Source organism: Pseudomonas sp. PSKL.D1 (assembly GCF_028898945.1).
GTDB lineage: Bacteria > Pseudomonadota > Gammaproteobacteria > Pseudomonadales > Pseudomonadaceae > Aquipseudomonas.
In genome coordinates, this window is the sequence record NZ_CP118607.1 from 2708377 (window position 1) to 2723657 (window position 15281).

13 protein-coding genes, 2 pseudogenes and 2 riboswitches are annotated in these 15281 nt (G+C 62.7%); of the genes and pseudogenes, 5 read left to right on the forward strand and 10 right to left on the reverse strand.

Annotated elements, in window-relative coordinates; translation table 11 throughout:
- Positions 1-89 precede the first annotated feature (89 nt).
- Positions 90-302 (forward strand): cold-shock protein, encoded by a 213-nt coding sequence (locus tag PVV54_RS11985; protein WP_274910140.1) that lies wholly within the window; start codon positions 90-92, stop codon positions 300-302.
- Positions 303-351: 49 nt separating this feature from the next.
- Here the strand turns inward: PVV54_RS11985 and PVV54_RS11990 are convergent, their stop codons facing one another.
- The 3 genes from PVV54_RS11990 to PVV54_RS12000 form a co-directional block, all read right to left on the reverse strand.
- Entirely contained in the window at positions 352-630 is a 279-nt protein-coding gene (locus PVV54_RS11990; RefSeq protein ID WP_274910141.1) for a hypothetical protein, read from the reverse strand.
- Between the two features lie 84 nt (positions 631-714).
- The gene (locus tag PVV54_RS11995; RefSeq protein ID WP_274910142.1) at positions 715-2067 is read right to left on the reverse strand and encodes a GntP family permease; all 1353 of its coding nucleotides are present in this window, start codon (positions 2065-2067) and stop codon (positions 715-717) included.
- A gap of 109 nt (positions 2068-2176) precedes the next feature.
- Positions 2177-2716: a gluconokinase gene (locus PVV54_RS12000; RefSeq protein ID WP_274910143.1), complete on the reverse strand. Its 540-nt coding sequence runs from the start codon at positions 2714-2716 to the stop codon at positions 2177-2179.
- A gap of 207 nt (positions 2717-2923) precedes the next feature.
- On the opposite strand from PVV54_RS12000, the gene PVV54_RS12005 reads away from it, so the two are divergent.
- From PVV54_RS12005 to PVV54_RS26600, 3 genes and pseudogenes are all read left to right on the forward strand, one after another.
- Positions 2924-3943 (forward strand): LacI family DNA-binding transcriptional regulator, encoded by a 1020-nt coding sequence (locus tag PVV54_RS12005; RefSeq protein ID WP_274910144.1) that lies wholly within the window; start codon positions 2924-2926, stop codon positions 3941-3943.
- Between the two features lie 112 nt (positions 3944-4055).
- Positions 4056-4838 (forward strand): annotated as a pseudogene (locus tag PVV54_RS26595) (PAS domain-containing protein); the annotation flags it as partial.
- A 111-nt stretch (positions 4839-4949) separates the two neighbouring features.
- Positions 4950-5375, forward strand: a pseudogene (locus tag PVV54_RS26600) (methyl-accepting chemotaxis protein); the annotation flags it as partial.
- Here PVV54_RS26600 and PVV54_RS12015 read toward each other — a convergent pair.
- The 7 genes from PVV54_RS12015 to PVV54_RS12045 form a co-directional block, all read right to left on the reverse strand.
- Positions 5350-8622, reverse strand: a complete 3273-nt coding sequence (locus tag PVV54_RS12015; RefSeq protein WP_274910146.1) for a transporter substrate-binding domain-containing protein — start codon at positions 8620-8622, stop codon at positions 5350-5352. The pseudogene PVV54_RS26600 and the gene PVV54_RS12015 overlap by 26 nt on opposite strands.
- A gap of 13 nt (positions 8623-8635) precedes the next feature.
- Complete coding sequence (locus PVV54_RS12020) at positions 8636-9250, reverse strand: response regulator transcription factor (protein WP_274910147.1); 615 nt, start codon at positions 9248-9250, stop codon at positions 8636-8638.
- A 219-nt stretch (positions 9251-9469) separates the two neighbouring features.
- On the reverse strand, positions 9470-9712 hold the full coding sequence (locus PVV54_RS12025; protein ID WP_274910148.1) for a DUF1272 domain-containing protein: 243 nt from the start codon (positions 9710-9712) through the stop codon (positions 9470-9472).
- 64 nt (positions 9713-9776) lie between these two features.
- Positions 9777-10529, reverse strand: a complete 753-nt coding sequence (gene cobM / locus PVV54_RS12030; protein WP_274910149.1) for a precorrin-4 C(11)-methyltransferase — start codon at positions 10527-10529, stop codon at positions 9777-9779.
- A gap of 34 nt (positions 10530-10563) precedes the next feature.
- Positions 10564-10956: a cobalamin biosynthesis protein gene (locus PVV54_RS12035; protein ID WP_274910427.1), complete on the reverse strand. Its 393-nt coding sequence runs from the start codon at positions 10954-10956 to the stop codon at positions 10564-10566.
- A 2-nt stretch (positions 10957-10958) separates the two neighbouring features.
- Positions 10959-11651, reverse strand: coding sequence for a CbtA family protein (locus PVV54_RS12040; protein ID WP_274910150.1), 693 nt, complete (start codon positions 11649-11651; stop codon positions 10959-10961).
- A 9-nt stretch (positions 11652-11660) separates the two neighbouring features.
- Positions 11661-11846 (reverse strand): CbtB domain-containing protein, encoded by a 186-nt coding sequence (locus PVV54_RS12045; RefSeq protein WP_274910151.1) that lies wholly within the window; start codon positions 11844-11846, stop codon positions 11661-11663.
- Positions 11847-11958: 112 nt separating this feature from the next.
- Positions 11959-12184, reverse strand: a riboswitch (cobalamin riboswitch).
- Between the two features lie 1728 nt (positions 12185-13912).
- Positions 13913-14114: riboswitch (cobalamin riboswitch) on the forward strand.
- Positions 14115-14213: 99 nt separating this feature from the next.
- Between PVV54_RS12045 and cobW the strand changes: the two genes are divergently transcribed.
- The gene (cobW, locus tag PVV54_RS12050; RefSeq protein ID WP_274910152.1) at positions 14214-15281 is read left to right on the forward strand and encodes a cobalamin biosynthesis protein CobW; all 1068 of its coding nucleotides are present in this window, start codon (positions 14214-14216) and stop codon (positions 15279-15281) included.

Here is a 15281-nt window from a genome sequence, read left to right on the forward strand (position 1 = left end):
ACTGATACGTGCCAAGGCTCCTCAATCGATGAGGTTTGGGTAACGTTCACTTAACTGCAGCACGCTGCTTGCGTTTGAGGATTTACCGCATGTCCAACAGACAGAACGGAACTGTTAAATGGTTCAATGATGAAAAAGGGTTTGGTTTCATTACTCCCGAGGGTGGGGGTGACGACCTGTTCGTGCATTTCAAGGCAATTGAATCAGACGGTTTCAAATCGCTGAAAGAAGGCCAGAAGGTTTCCTTTGTTGCCGAGAAAGGGCAGAAGGGTATGCAGGCTGCCCAGGTGCGTCCCGCCTAAGCCGGGACAGCGTCAACCAGAAGGGGCCATTGCGGCCCCTTTTTGCATCTTAGCGCTGCCCGTCGCCGTTACCCTCCGACCCACTGCCATCCATGCCGGGCAGGTCACGCTCGTCTGCCTTGCGCTCTGGGGTCATTTTCTTCTCGTCGCCTTGAACCCGAGGGTCGGTATCCCGAGGCATCGGCTTCTCGATCGGGTTGAGCGTGCTGTCCACGCCAGGTTTGGGCGCCGGGTTGTGCGGGTCGTCGGGGTAGGTCGGCCCGGTGCCGACGGCAAAGGCCAACGGTGAGGCCAGCAGGGCGGCCAAAAGCAAGGCTGGGCGGTGCATGGGGCAGGCTCCTTGTGTGGGTAAGGCTCATATTTGCATTGGGCCTTACCCGACGTGCCAAGGTGCCATCACCCCGATCAGCGGTTACACCACGGTCGACAGCAACATGATGAAGATGATGCCGACCACCGACAGGATGGTTTCCATCATGCTCCAGGTCTTGAAGGTTTCGGCCACCGTCATGTTGAAGTACTGCTTCACCAGCCAGAAGCCGGCGTCATTGACGTGGGACAGGATCAGCGAGCCGGCGCCGGTGGCCAGCACCAGCAACTCGCGGTTGACCCCAGGCACCAGGTCGATCACCGGTGCAACGATGCCCGCGCCGGTGATGGTGGCTACCGTTGCCGAGCCGGTTGCAATACGGATCACCGCCGCCACCAGCCAGGCCAGCATGATCGGCGAGATTTCTGCCTGCACGGCCATTTGCCCGATCACGTTGCCAACACCGGTGTCCACCAGCATCTGTTTGAAGCCACCGCCGGCACCCACGATCAGCACGATGGCGGCGGTTGGCGCCAGGCTCTGGTCGAGCATCTTCATGATTTGCTGGCGGCTGAAGCCACGCGCCGAGCCAAAGGTGTAGAAGGCCAGCAGCAATGCGGCAAGCAGGGCGGTGATCGGGTGGCCGATGAGGTCCATCCACTGGCGCACGATGTGTTCGGCCGGCAGTACCACGTCCGCGAAGGTTTTCAGCAGCATCAACACCACTGGCAGCAGTACGGTCACCAGGGTGATGGTGAAGCTGGGCAGGTTGTTCTGGTCGGACTCTTTGGCAATCTGGTCCATCAGTTCTTGCGACGGGTTGCCGGGGATGTAGCGGGAGATGAAGTTACCGAACAGCGGCCCGGCGATCACGGCAGTTGGCAACGCCACCAGCAGCCCGTAGAAGATGGTTTTGCCGATGTCGGCGTGGAAGATGCCGATGGCCAGCAACGGGCCCGGGTGCGGCGGCACCAGGCCGTGGACCACGGACAAGCCGGCCAGCAGCGGGATGCCAATCTTGATCAGCGACACGCCCGAACGCCGGGCGACGATGAACACCAGCGGGATCAGCAGTACGAAGCCGATTTCGAAGAACAGCGGGATGCCCACCAGGAAGGCCGCGAACATCATGGCCCAATGCACGTTCTTCTTGCCGAAGGCGCGGATCAGGGTTTGCGCGATCTGGTCGGCACCGCCGGAGTCGGCCATCAGCTTGCCGAGCATGGTGCCCAGTGCCAGCACGATGCCGACAAAGCCGAGTACGCCGCCGAAGCCGTCCTGGAACGACTTCATGACCTTGGCCACCGGCATGCCGGAGGTCAGGCCGAGAAAGCCCGCGGCAATGGTCAGGGCGACGAAGGGGTGAACCTTGAAATGGGTGATCAGCAGGATCAGCCCGACGATGGTGACCAGGGCGTCGAGCAGCAGGTAGGTGTCTGTAGCCAGTCCGAACATGGTTTTTATGCCTCGGTCTTATCGTTGTTTTTGGCGTTGCGTGAATGAATGTTAGGCGCTTTACGGTGTAAAGACAGCGCTGTCTTTGGTGAGCAGGGAAACCGCGCAGTCAGGCGGTCTGCGCCAGCGCCCGCTCACCGTGGGGCTTTAGCCAGGTGTCTACGGCCAGGGCGAGCGCCTTGAGCGGTTGGGTCGCATCCAGCGCCAGCGTCAGCGGTTCACCGTGGGGCGCTTCGAGTGCGGCGAACTGGCTGTCGATCAGGCTGGCAGGCATGAAATGGCCCGGGCGGGCGAGCACGCGCTTCTCGGCTTCGGCAGGGGTGAGCTCAAGAAACACGAAAACCAGGCCAGGCATGGCGTCGCGCAGCGTGTCACGGTAGCGGCGCTTGAGTGCGGAGCAGGTGAGCACTGGGCGCTCGCCGGCCTGCATGCACGCTTGAAGTTCCTGGCCCAGGCGTATAAGCCAGCCAGCGCGATCATCATCATTCAACGGGATGCCGGCGCTCATCTTGGCGATGTTGGCGGCAGGGTGGAAGGCATCGCCCTCGATCAGGCGACCGCCGCTTTTGTCGACGATGGCCTGGCCGACCGAGCTTTTGCCGCAGCCAGCCACGCCCATCACCACAATGGCGGACAGGGGAGAATTCATCAGTACCTCCTGCGGGTTGAGACAGCGCTGTCTCGTAATCAACGAAACGCCGCCTTCCCGGTGTTATTGGTCTTGTCCTTACGCAGTATGGACGCCTGGCAGTGTGCATGTACGTGCCGCTAACAAAGATTACATTGCCTGCGTCCTGAGACAGCGCTACCTTAGTGGCCGTTCCCTTTCCTGGCAAGTAGTAAAATTACAACATCCATGTCCCGTACAGGCTCGCGCACCACCGGTCGTCCCACTCTGGCAGAGGTTGCCAGGCTTTCCGGGGTTTCCCCGATTACCGCTTCCCGCGCCTTGCGCGGCGTCAGTACCGTGGCCCCGGAGCTGGTGGAAAAAGTGGTCGCGGCCGCAGCCGCCCTGGGGTATGTGGCCAACCCGGCTGCCCGGGCACTGGCTTCGGCCCGCAGCCATTCGGTGGTGGTGCTCATCCCCTCGCTGTCCAACCAGTTGTTCATCGACACGCTGGAGGCCATTCACGAGGTGATGCGCCCGCGTGGGCTCGAGGTGCTGATCGGCAACTATCACTACGATATTGCCGAAGAAGAGAACCTGATCCGCAATTACCTGGCCTATCAACCGTGCGGCATGCTGCTGACCGGTTTCGACCGCAGCGACGCTTCGCGGCAGATGCTGGCAGCGAGCGGCGTGCCTTGCGTGCACATGATGGAACTGGGCGGGGAACCGGGGGCGTTGTCTGTCGGTTTTTCCCAACAGCAAGCGGGGCGGGCGGCTGCACAGCACCTGATCGAGCGGGGCCGGCGGCGCCTGGCATTCATCGCTGCGCAGCTTGACCCCCGCGTGATGCAGCGGGCCGACGGGTTCCGTCAGGTGTTGGTTGAAGCGGGCCTGCAGGCCAATGAACTGGAAATCCTGGCACCCGAGCCATCTTCGATTGCCTTGGGTGGGCAACTGTTCAGCCAGCTGCTGGCCCAGGCGCCGGACGTGGATGGCATTTTCTTCTGTAACGATGACCTGGCCCAGGGCGCGGTGCTGCAGGCATTGCGCCAAGGCATCGAGGTGCCTCGGCAAGTGGCGATGGTGGGTTTCAACGACTTGCCGGCCTCGGCGCACATGGTGCCGCCACTTACGTCCATCCGCACGCCCAGGGCTGCCGTTGGCCGGGGGGCGGCGCAAGCGTTGCTGGCGCTGCTTGATGGCAAACGGGTCCCGCAGGGGCAGCAAGACCTGGGCTTTGAGCTGATGGTGCGCGAAAGCTCCTGACGGCTTATAGCGCCTGGCTAACGAACTAACCAATAAGTGATAGCAGTGTGCTTGCATGGCACCAAGGCCGATCTATGCTCAGGAAACCCTGCGCACAAAGGACCCTGGCGCCATGTTCGACTTTCACCGCAAGTCTGATTTGCTCGAAATTCAGCGTACCCGCCATGCGTTGGCCGAGGCCCAGGCCAAGCTTGCCGCGATCAGCCGTTCCATGGCGATGATCGAGTTTGCCCCTGATGGCACGATCCTCGATGCCAACCCGCAGTTCTGCCAGGCCATGGGCTACAGCGCGGATGAACTGCGCGGCAAGCATCATCGGCTGTTCTGCGACCCGACCTATGCCAAGTCCGCCGAGTACCAGCAACTGTGGCGTGAACTGGGGGCGGGCAAGGCTATCAGCGGCACCTTCGAGCGCATCGACAAAGAAGGCCGTGAAGTGTGGCTGGAGGCCAGCTACATGCCCGTGCTGGACGAGCAGCAACAGGTCATCAGCGTGATCAAGGTGGCGGCTGACATCAGCCAAAGGGTGAAGGATGAGCACGAGAGCGAAAGCCTGCTCAAGGCCATCGGGCGTTCGATGGCGGTGGTGGAGTTCACCCCGCAAGGGCGCGTGATCAAGGCCAACGCGAACTTCCTGGCCACCATGGGTTACCAGCTTGAAGAAGTGACGGGCCGCCACCACGGGTTGTTCTGCCTGCCCCATGAGCGCGAGTCGGCGCAGTACAGGGAATTCTGGGCGTCGCTCAACCGTGGCGAATATCACTCGCACCGTTTTGAACGAGTGAACAAGCAGGGCCAGACGGTTTACCTCGAAGCCTCCTATAACCCGATCTTCGACAGCAAAGGCCGGCTCTACAAGGTGGTGAAATTCGCCAGCGACATCACCGCCCAGGTCAGTACCCAGCAGAGCGCTGCCGAGGCTGCCCACGCAAGCTCCGTGCAAACCGATGCATGCGCGCGCAAGGGCAGCGAGGTGGTGCAGGAGGCGGTGCAGGTTATCGGGCAGATTTCCCAGGAGCTCAACGACGCCGCCCGCAGTATCGACGCCGTCAGCAAGCAGTCGGACGTGATCGGCCAGATCGTCCTGACCATACGGGGCATCGCCGACCAGACCAACCTGCTGGCCCTGAATGCCGCCATCGAGGCGGCGCGGGCCGGGGAGCACGGTCGGGGCTTTGCCGTGGTCGCCGACGAAGTACGCAGCCTGGCGGCACGCACCAGCAAGGCGACCCTGGAAATCGTCGATGTGGTGCGCCAGAACCACGACCTGTCACTCACCGCCGTGGCCAGCATGCAATCGAGTTTGTTACGCACCGATCGGGGCGTTGCGCTGGCCAACGAAGCCGGGACGGTGATCATGGAAATCCAGCAGGGCTCGCGCCACGTGGTCGATGCGATCAGCCAGATCAACTCGACGTTGCAATTGCACTGAGGGTTTCGGCCAGCTCACGCTGCAGGGCCTGCAGGCTGTGTTCCAGTTGCAGGCGCAGTGCATCGGTGGGTTCGCCGTGCTGTTGGGCGTGCTCAATGGCTTCGCAGTCTTTCACCACTCCCCGCACCTTGAGCATTTTGGCGCCGCCCTTGATGCGGTGGGCCAGGCTGCGCAGCGCTTCAAGGTCGGCAGCAGGGCCGAGCGCGCGCAAGGCGGCCAGGTCTTCGCCCGCACTTTGCGACAGTTGCTCAAGCAGGTAGCGCGTCAGCTGTTCGTCATCCTGAGTCAAGTGACGCAACTCGTTCAGGTTGAACCCGCTTGACCGGGGAGGTGCAGCGGGCTGCGGTTGCCCGGCCGACGGCAGGTGAGCCTTTAGGGTGCGCAGGCCGATAGGTTTGAACAGGCATTCGTCCATGCCGCTGGCCAGGCAGCGTGCACGCTCCTCGGCCTGTGCATTGGCGGTGACGCCGATGATCCGGCAGGCGGGCAAATTGCGCTCATGCTCCAGCTGGCGGATTGTGCGCGTCAGCGCGTGGCCGTCCATCACAGGCATGCTGCAGTCAGTGATCACCAGGTCAAAGGCCATTTCCTGCCAGAGTTTCAGGGCTTGTTCACCCTGTTCAGCCAAGGTCACCTGATGGCCCAGCGTGGTCAGCTGCTTTTGTAGCAACAGCAGGTTGGCGGGGTAGTCGTCCACCACCAGAACATGCAGCGGGCCACCTTCGCTGCGCGGGGTTTCCCTTTCATCTTCGGCGGGAGCAGGGGCCTGAACGGTAGCCACTTGCAGTTGAACGTGCACGCGTGTACCCACACTTTCAACGCTCTGCAGCTCCAGCGTCCCCCCCATCAATTCGGCCAGGCTGCGGCTGATCACCAGGCCCAGGCCGGCGCCTTGCCGTGCGCGTGGGCCTTCTGCCTGCACGAAAGCGTTGAAAAGGCGCGCCTGGTCGGCAGCGCCAATGCCAATGCCGGTATCACGCACGCTCAGCGTCACACGCACAGTACCGTCCGCTTCCACGGGCGCCAGGTGCAGATGGGTTTGCACCTCACCCCGGTCCGTGAACTTGATGGCATTGCTAAGCAGGTTGGACAGGATCTGCTTGATGCGCAGCGGGTCGGCCAGCACCCAGACCGGCCCGTCGGGGACTTCACTCTGCAAGTGCAACCCTTTGATCCGCGCGTTGCCGTCGAATACCCGCACAGTGCCGCGCACCAGTTCGACCAGGTCGGTAGCTACCGGTTGCAGGGTCAAGTGGCCGGATTCGATGCGTGATATGTCAAGAATGTCGCCGATCAGGCCCAGCAAGCCGATGGCCGATTCATGGGCGGTTTGCAGGGCCCGGGCATCGCAATGGCCGTCGCGGCTGTCCTCCAGGGCCAGCTCCAGTAGGCCGATCACCGCATTCATTGGCGTACGGATTTCGTGGCTCATCGTGGCCAGGAAGGTGCTCTTGGTGTGGCTGGCCTGCTCTGCATCGTCCTTGGCCTGGCGCAGTTGTTCAAGCAAACCGCGGCTGAGCGCCAGTTGTGCCTGCAGGGCCCGTTGGGCCTCGGTGCGCTGGTGAATGAGCTTGCGCAGGTAGCTGTTCCAGAACACCACACCGGCCAGCAACAGGGCAGACAGCACCAGCACCTGCAACACCAGCGTGCGGTAGTTGCGCCAGGGGCTGTCGCTGACCAGCGCGCTGGTACGCCAGCGGGTGATCAGTTGGTCCAGCTCTTCAGGCGGTATGCTCAACAGCGCCTTGTCCAGAATCGCCTGCAGTTGCGGCTGGCCGGGTGCCACCGCAAAGGCGGCGACGGCGGGATCTTCGCCCAGGACACTGGCAATGCGCAATTGGTCCTTGAACACGTGGTTGATGTAGTACGTAGCATTGATCAGGCTGCTGTAGGCCACGTCTGCGTTACCATTGGCCACGGCTTCCATCAGCCCCAGCGGGTTGTTCGCCTCGACCACCCTGGCCTTGGGGAACTGGCGTTCGATATCGCTGCGCAGCGGGGAGCCGCGCAACAAGGCCACCCGTTGCCCATCAAGGTTGCGGGTTTGCTGTGGCCAGGTGCCGTCGCTACGGGTAACCAGCACGCGCGGGCTTACCAGATAGGGGCGGGTGTAGCGCACTTGCGTGGCGCGTTCGGCGCCATAGCCCAAGGCACCTATCATTTGGGCTTCGCCCCGGGCCACCTGTTCGATCATGCGTTGTACGTTGTCCCGCTCGACAAACGTGAATTGCAGGCCCGTGCGCAGGGTGATCTGCTTGAGCAAGTCGATGGTGATGCCGTTGGCCCGCTGCTGGTCGTCATTGAAAGTCAGCGGTGCCAGCGCACTGTCGAACAACACACTGACGGTGGGGTGCTCCTTGATCCAGGTTTCTTCTTCCTCCGACAGCACAGAAAGGTGGCGCTCCAGCAGCAGGCTGGTGTTGCCGCTGGTCCAGCGACGCAGGATGCTCAGGCGTTCGCTCTCGGTAATGCGTGACAACGCGGTGTCGACCAAGCGGCGCAGGCGGGGGTTATCGTTGGCCAGGGCGAAGGCGAAGCTGCCCGGTGGCACCTGGCAAAAATGGTCGATTTTCATGGTGCCCTGGTAACTTTTGCCAATCAGGTAGTCAGTACTGATGGCATCGCCCAGGTAGGCGTCGGCTTCGCCCAGTTCGACGGCTGCAAGGCCGGCCAGCGTGGAACGGTACAGGCTCAACTGCGCGTTGGGGTACAGGTTGCGAACCGTTGTGGCTGGCAGGTAATGGTCGACCATCGCCAGGCGCAGGCCTTCCAGTGCCCGGTTGTTCTTTAGTGAAAGGCCTTCACGGGTCACGATGACCGGAAGGTCGTCCGCATAGGGCTGGCTGAGGCTGAGCTGGGCGTCGGCCGCCTCAAAACCGTTGGAACTACCGAGCAGGTCGATCCTGCCCTCGCGCAAGGCGTTGATTGCCTCGTGACGGCTGGCAAAGCGCTGCACTTCGATTTCGACCCCCAACTGATCGGAAATGAGCCCGGCAATGTCGGCGCTCAGCCCCTCGTAATCGGCGGGGCTGATGTTGATTTCGAAAGGTGGGTAGTCTGGCCGGGAGCTGCCTAGCCGCAACACCTCACGCCGCTCAAGCCATTGCCTGTCCTGGGCATCCAGGCGCAAGGGCTTGGTCGCGCTTACGGCCCTTGCCAGCAAGTGGCGTGGCTCGGCATCGGTCTGAGCTGCCAGCTGGCTGCTCAGGCCGAGTGTGAGCAGGAGCACGGCGAGGAGGCGCATCATGGCGGCGAAGCGCCTATTGCACGTTGTTTCGCTTGGCCAGGTCTACCATTTCCACCAGCGATTCGGTCTTGAGCTTGTCCATGATACGGCCCCGGTAGGTGCTGATGGTTTTGGCGCTGAGGTTCATGCAGGTGCCGATGTTTTTGTTGTTCTCACCCCGGGCGAGCCTGCGTAGCACTTCCATTTCACGGTTCGACAGGCTGCCTAACCGGGTATTCTCGCTCTCCAGCGTGTTGCTGTTGACCGACATCTGCGGGAACGTGGAGTAGCCTTTGATCAGTGCCTTGAGGGCAAAAATCAGCGCGTCGTGGTCTTCGTCCTTGGTCACGAAAGCACCGATGCCGGCATCCAGGCAGCGGCGTACGTAAAGGTCGGTGGCTTGCCCGGTCAGCACCATGATCTTGGGGGAGGGCTCTAGTTGCTGAAGGCGTTTGATCACTTCCATGCCATCCAGGCCTGGCAGGCCGATATCCAGGACCACCACATCGGGGCGCAGTTCACGCGCCACCTGCGCCACTTCACTGCCATTGCCCACTTCGCCAACGATACGAAAACGTTCACGCTCGAGCAGCACGCGCAAGGAAATTCTGACAATGGGGTGGTCGTCGACGATCAGCACGGTTGTCATGTTTAAAGCTCCTGTCGGAAGATGGTCCGTTTCCTTGTGTTTATCGGAAACATGTCTGCAAGGACTTTCTGTCGCGCAGCACGATACGACCATTCCGGACCTTTGGTAATGGCGAGTATAGATCTGTTGAATGTCCGCAGGCGTGTTGGGGAAAATTCCTACAAAAAGCAGGCTACAGGCGCCGTCACCCTTGCAGTGACGGTGCCTTGGGGAGGTCGGTCAAGCGCACGCGTTGTGGGCTTTGACCACGCGCTGTGTAGAAGCAGGGTTATTGGCCAGCGCCTGGCCTACGCGTGTGGGGCGGGCCGTGAGCTGCCCGCCGCAGTTGGGGCAGCGGCCCTGAAAACGGGTTTGCGCGCAGTTGCGGCAGAAGGTGCACTCGAACGAGCAGATCAACGCATCGGGGCTGTCACCCGGCAGGTCGACATCGCAGCATTCACAGTTGGGGCGTAGCGCCAGCATGGGCAAGACTCCTGGTTGTCGTGAGAAGTTGAGTCTGCAATGTGACCCGTGCCGGTGGCAACGGTCATTCACTTGGCCGATAAAGGTGCGCGTGGCCAGCGCGGTACAGCGCCGATGCCGCGAACGGCGCGTCGCCCAGCACATGGCCCACCAGAATCAGTGCGGTACGGCGAAAGCCTTTGGCGGCCACCCCGGCAACGATATCGCCCAACGTGCCGCGCACCCAGTCCTGGTCCGGCCAGGTGGCCCTGTGCACCACGGCGATCGGGCAGTCGGCGCCATAATGCGGCAGCAGTTCTTCCACGATGCGTGGCAGGTGCTTGACCCCCAGGTGAATGGCCAGCGTGCTGCCATGCCGGGCCAGATCGCCCAGTTGCTCGCCGGGCGGCATGGGCGAGCTGTCGCCGAAGCGGGTGAGAATCACGGTTTGGGCAATGTCCGGCAACGTCAGCTCGCAGCCGAGCAGGGCGGCGCTGGCAGCGGTGGCGGTCACGCCGGGGATGATCTGGTAATCGATACCCAGCGCTTGCAAGTGGCGGATCTGTTCACCGATGGCGCCGTACAGGCTTGGGTCGCCACTGTGTACACGGGCCACATCCTGGCCTTTGTCATGGGCCGTGCGCATGGCGTCGATGATCTGTTGCAGGTGCAGTTCGGCACTGTTGATGACAACCTCGGCCTGATGGCCTTCCAGTACTGCCGCCGGTACCAGCGAGCCTGCATAAATGATCACCGGGCACTGGCGTATCAGGCGTTGCCCCTTGACTGTGATCAGTTCGGGGTCGCCGGGGCCGGCGCCGATGAAATAGACGGTCATGGAAAGTCTCTTGCAGGGGAGTGGAGTAAGGCGATTATCCGCCGTAGGCCAGGGCGAGGGTAGCGGGGCCAAGGGTTTGTCGCGTCACCAGCAGGTGGCTTGCGGGGTGTTGCTGCCGCGCCAGTGCAAGCGCACTGCTTTCGGCAACGCCCCAACAACCACTGTTGGCGTAGGCAACCGCCGAGCGGTGGCTGAGCTGGGGTTCGAATGCCAGCAGTTGAGCGGCACTGAATGTGACCAATGGCAGGGCGAAATGCCGGGCCAGTTCCAGCAGGCCCGGCTCATCGGCCTTGAGGTCGATGCTGGCGATGCCTTGCAGCGCGGTCTGCGACAGGCCGTGATGTTTCAGGGCCTGTCGCAGCAAGGTGTCGAGTGTCTTGGCCGGGCAGCCTCGACGGCAACCAAAGCCCGCGTACAGGTTTTGTATCGTCACGCTTGGCTGGCGCGGCGATACAGCCAGGCGCTGAGCAGGCCCAAGGCTACCCAGAAGGCGGCATTGGTGACCCAGGAGGCGATCATGAACTGGGTTTCCAGGGCTTCGGGCGCCAGGCTTTCATGCACGTCCGGTTGAGGCGCGCCGATGATGTGGGGAATCAGCAGCAGCACCGCACCCAGTGCCTTGAACAGCCAATGCCGGGCAAAAACCAGCAGCGCCAGGCCCGCGGCGGTGGCGGCGGCGGTGCCTGCCCACCAGCTTTGCCGTTGGCCCAGGTCGGCGGCGGCGGTGCCGGGCAGCTCGGGTGGCAGGCCCAGCGTAGGGGCCAGGCAGAACACTGCGAAGCCGGCCAGGCCCCACAGGGCGCCGGTGCTGACGCGGCCAGGCTCGCGCAGGCTGTAGAGGGCTGCCAGAATCAGTGCAAAACCGACCGCGACCACCAGGTTGCCGCCTGTTGTAGACAGCACGCGCTGCCAGCCGTCTTCCGGCGCCCAGGCTTCTGGGCTGTGTTCATGGGCGGCTACGGCTTCGTCCCCGTGGCTGTGATGTTCGGCGGCAGGGGCTGCGCTCTCGAAGGTTTCCGCTTCCAGAATGAGCGGGGCCACCCAGAAGCTTTGCAGCAGCGTCAGCAGCAGTGCGGCCAGCAGGCCGCTGAACCCGGCGGTGCGGGCGATACGCGTGATCATGGTCAGGCCTCAGTGGCAGGGGAAGGCGGCGCTGTGGCGGGTGTCGTGGGCAGCGTTGTGTACGGCTTCGATGTGCGAGAAGCCGGCAAAGTAGACCAGGCACAGGCCCAGCAGGCTGGCGCCGACGGCGATGACCAGGCGTTGGCTGAGGGTGACGGGGGTGGTGATGCTGTGTTTGGCGCTGGTGATGGGCATGGCGCAGTCCTCTGCTTTGCTTTTCTTGTGGGCAAATGGTGGCAGCAGACACGCGCGGCAGCCCCGGGTGCAGGGCACCCGAGGGTATGCGACAGCGCCCGCCCACCGCGGGGTGTTCATTGAACGCCAGGCCGGTCTCCGGGCTTGCGAGGAAGGAGAGGGGCTCCTTGGCATGCATCGCCTTCCCATGCCGTACTGCGTGGCACAGTGGTTGTGATGCATCGCTCGCTTACCGTTGCGGGGGCAGCACCGGGTTTGTCCGGCCCTGAATGTGGGCCTGCGACGCACCGGTTTCCCGTTTCACCCCCGATGGGGGCACCTGAACGCAGGGTGTAAGGAGAGCACGGGGCACGATTTCCGTCAATTGTGCGATGCGATCGAGTGCGCGTAGCGCCAAGGCCTTTGTTTTTGCTTTTTGCTTTTTGCTTTTAAGCGCGCGGTAATTCAGGCGCCGCAGATTGCGACTTCAGGAGGCTGAACGCAGGCGTCTGGAGGGCCAGGGTGCGTAGCACCCCTTCGGCGTTAGCCGAAGGCGCGAGATGTAGGCTTGCGTAGCAAGTCGTAGGCCGCGCGGGCCTGGAAGGCGCCGGAGTGAGGGGACCCCGGAGCGCAGCGCAGGGGCCGGATGATGGGAGCCGGGGTTTTTGGTTACTTTTTGCCCAGTCAAAAAGTAACCCGCCGTAAGGGCGGAAAGGTGAGTGTGCGCCGGTGCTGCAGCTGAGGATTGACGCGGTATCAATGCCCACGTGCCTTAATCTCTAAGCCAGAAGCCAGAAGCCAATACAATTGTTTTGACAGCACCGTTAGCATTCATTGGCGATGGCGACGCCAAGTCACCTTTCCGCCCTTACGGCGGGTCACTTTTTGTCAAACGCGACAAAAAGTAACCAAAAAACGCTGGCTCCCGTCATCCGGCCCCTGCGCTGCGCTCCGGGGTCCCCTCACTCCGGCGCCCTCCGGGCCCGCGCGGCCTACGGTTTGCTACGCAAACCTACATCTCGCGCCTTCGGCTAACGCCGAAGGGGTGCTGCGCACCCTGGCCCTCCAGACGCCTGCGTTCGGCCTCCTGAAGTCGCCGTCCGCGTCGCCTGAACTACCGCGCGCTTAGAAGCAAAAGCAAAATCGGGTTTGGGTTACGGCAGCATATTCATGCCCATTCAGTTGAGGTGGTTTATACACTCGTGATCCTCTTGCTTCTTGCTTCTTGCTTCTTGCTTCTTGCTTCTTGCTTCTTGCCTTTGCCTTTGCTTTTGCTTTTGCTTTTAAGCGCGCGGTAGTTCAGGCGACGGAGATTGCGACTTCAGGAGGCCGAACGCAGGCGTCTGGAGGGCCAGGGTGCGTAGCACCCCTTCGGCGTTAGCCGAAGGCGCGAGATGTAGGCTTGCGTAGCAAGTCGTAGGCCGCGCGGGCCTGGAAGGCGCCGGAGTGAGGGGACCCCGGAGCGCAGCGCAGGGGCCGGATGATGGGAGCCGGGGTTTTTGGTTACTTTTTGCCCAGTCAAAAAGTAACCCGCCGTAAGGGCGGAAAGGTGAGTGTGCGCCGGTGCTGCAGCTGAGGATTGACGCGGTATCAATGCCCACGTGCCTTAATCTCTAAGCCAGAAGCCAGAAGCCAATACAATTGTTTTGACAGCACCGTTAGCATTCATTGGCGATGGCGACGCCAAGTCACCTTTCCGCCCTTACGGCGGGTCACTTTTTGTCAAACGCGACAAAAAGTAACCAAAAAACGCTGGCTCCCGTCATCCGGCCCCTGCGCTGCGCTCCGGGGTCCCCTCACTCCGGCGCCCTCCGGGCCCGCGCGGCCTACGGTTTGCTACGCAAACCTACATCTCGCGCCTTCGGCTAACGCCGAAGGGGTGCTGCGCACCCTGGCCCTCCAGACGCCTGCGTTCGGCCTCCTGAAGTCGCCGTCCGCGTCGCCTGAACTACCGCGCACTTAGAAGCAAAAGCAAAAGCAAAAACAAACGCGCATGTAACGGCACAAAGCGGTGTATCGCAGGGCGCAGTGGGCGAACAGGGCCCGCACTCCAGCACGCCAACAGTTGACCACCCGCCACCCCCCGCGTAGCCTTGCCAGTTCGAGGTTCTTCGGCCCAGCCGAAGCTAAGACGGGAACGCGGTCAATGCCGCGGCTGCCCCCGCAACTGTAAGCACCCCAATGGATCGACAGAGCCACTGCGCCCCGCGCGGGAAGGCGTCATCCCTCCGGCACCGCAAATGCCGGATTGGTGCAAGCCAGGAGACCTGCCTCGTGACGATTTCGACTTTCAACCGGGCGGGGTGATCCGGTGGCGAACACGCCCGGCCAGGCTGGCCCGCGGCTGTCGTGCCGCATGCCCGCGCCAACCTGCCAAGGGCACCGCGCATGAAAACACTGGCCAAACTCCCCGTCACCATCGTTACCGGCTTCCTCGGTTCGGGCAAAACCACCTTGCTGCGCCATATGCTCGACAACGCCCAGGGCCGCCGCATCGCGGTCATCGTCAACGAGTTCGGCGAACTCGGCATCGACGGCGAAATCCTCAAACAGTGCAGCATCGGCTGCACCGAAGAAGAAGCCAGCGGCCGCGTGTACGAGCTGGCCAATGGCTGCCTGTGCTGCACCGTGCAGGAAGAATTCTTCCCGGTGATGCGCGAACTCGTCGCCCGCCGTGGCGATTTGGACCACATTCTGATCGAAACCAGCGGCCTGGCCCTGCCCAAGCCCCTGGTACAAGCCTTCCAGTGGCCCGAAATCCGCAATGCCTGCACCGTCGACGCGGTGATCACCGTGGTCGACAGCCCGGCCGTGGCTGCCGGCACCTTCGCCGCCTACCCGGACCAGGTCGATGCCCAGCGTAAACTCGACCCCAACCTGGACCACGAGTCGCCACTGCACGAACTGTTCGCCGACCAACTGGCCAGCGCCGACCTGGTGGTGTTGAACAAGGCCGACCTGATCGACGCCGAAGGCCTGGCCAAGGTGCGCGCCGAAGTGGCAGAAGAACTGCCCCCGGCGGTTAAAGTGATCGAGGCCAGCAGCGGCAAGCTGCCCCTGGAGGTGCTGCTGGGCCTGGGCGCGGAATCGGAAGCCCACATTGACGGCCGCCGCACGCACCACGACTCGCACCACGATGGCGATGACCATGACGACCATGACCACGACGCCTTCGATTCCATCTCCATCGACCTGCCCGAGGCCGATGAAAGCCTGCTGCTCGACGCCCTGACTCAGCTGGTTGTGGAGTTCGGCATCCTGCGTGCAAAAGGCTTCGCAGCCATCCCCGGCAAGCCGATGCGCCTGCTGGTACAGGGTGTGGGCACGCGTTTCGACAAGCACTTCGACCGCGCCTGGCGCCCTGACGAGCCGCGTATCACCCGCCTGGTGCTGATCGGCCAGGACCTGGACGCCGCCCAACTGGAAGCGCGCCTGCGCCAAGCCCTGGGCGCCTGA

Excerpts from the sequence above, each read along its gene's own strand:
- PVV54_RS11985 (WP_274910140.1), top strand. The coding sequence starts at position 90 with ATGTCCAACAGACAGAACGGAACTGTTAAATGGTTCAATGATGAAAAA.
- PVV54_RS11990 (WP_274910141.1), bottom strand. The coding sequence starts at position 630 with ATGCACCGCCCAGCCTTGCTTTTGGCCGCCCTGCTGGCCTCACCGTTG.
- PVV54_RS11995 (WP_274910142.1), bottom strand. The coding sequence starts at position 2,067 with ATGTTCGGACTGGCTACAGACACCTACCTGCTGCTCGACGCCCTGGTC.
- PVV54_RS12000 (WP_274910143.1), bottom strand. The coding sequence starts at position 2,716 with ATGAATTCTCCCCTGTCCGCCATTGTGGTGATGGGCGTGGCTGGCTGC.
- PVV54_RS12005 (WP_274910144.1), top strand. The coding sequence starts at position 2,924 with ATGTCCCGTACAGGCTCGCGCACCACCGGTCGTCCCACTCTGGCAGAG.
- PVV54_RS12015 (WP_274910146.1), bottom strand. The coding sequence starts at position 8,622 with ATGATGCGCCTCCTCGCCGTGCTCCTGCTCACACTCGGCCTGAGCAGC.
- PVV54_RS12020 (WP_274910147.1), bottom strand. The coding sequence starts at position 9,250 with ATGACAACCGTGCTGATCGTCGACGACCACCCCATTGTCAGAATTTCC.
- PVV54_RS12025 (WP_274910148.1), bottom strand. The coding sequence starts at position 9,712 with ATGCTGGCGCTACGCCCCAACTGTGAATGCTGCGATGTCGACCTGCCG.
- cobM (WP_274910149.1), bottom strand. The coding sequence starts at position 10,529 with ATGACCGTCTATTTCATCGGCGCCGGCCCCGGCGACCCCGAACTGATC.
- PVV54_RS12040 (WP_274910150.1), bottom strand. The coding sequence starts at position 11,651 with ATGATCACGCGTATCGCCCGCACCGCCGGGTTCAGCGGCCTGCTGGCC.
- PVV54_RS12045 (WP_274910151.1), bottom strand. The coding sequence starts at position 11,846 with ATGCCCATCACCAGCGCCAAACACAGCATCACCACCCCCGTCACCCTC.
- cobW (WP_274910152.1), top strand. The coding sequence starts at position 14,214 with ATGAAAACACTGGCCAAACTCCCCGTCACCATCGTTACCGGCTTCCTC.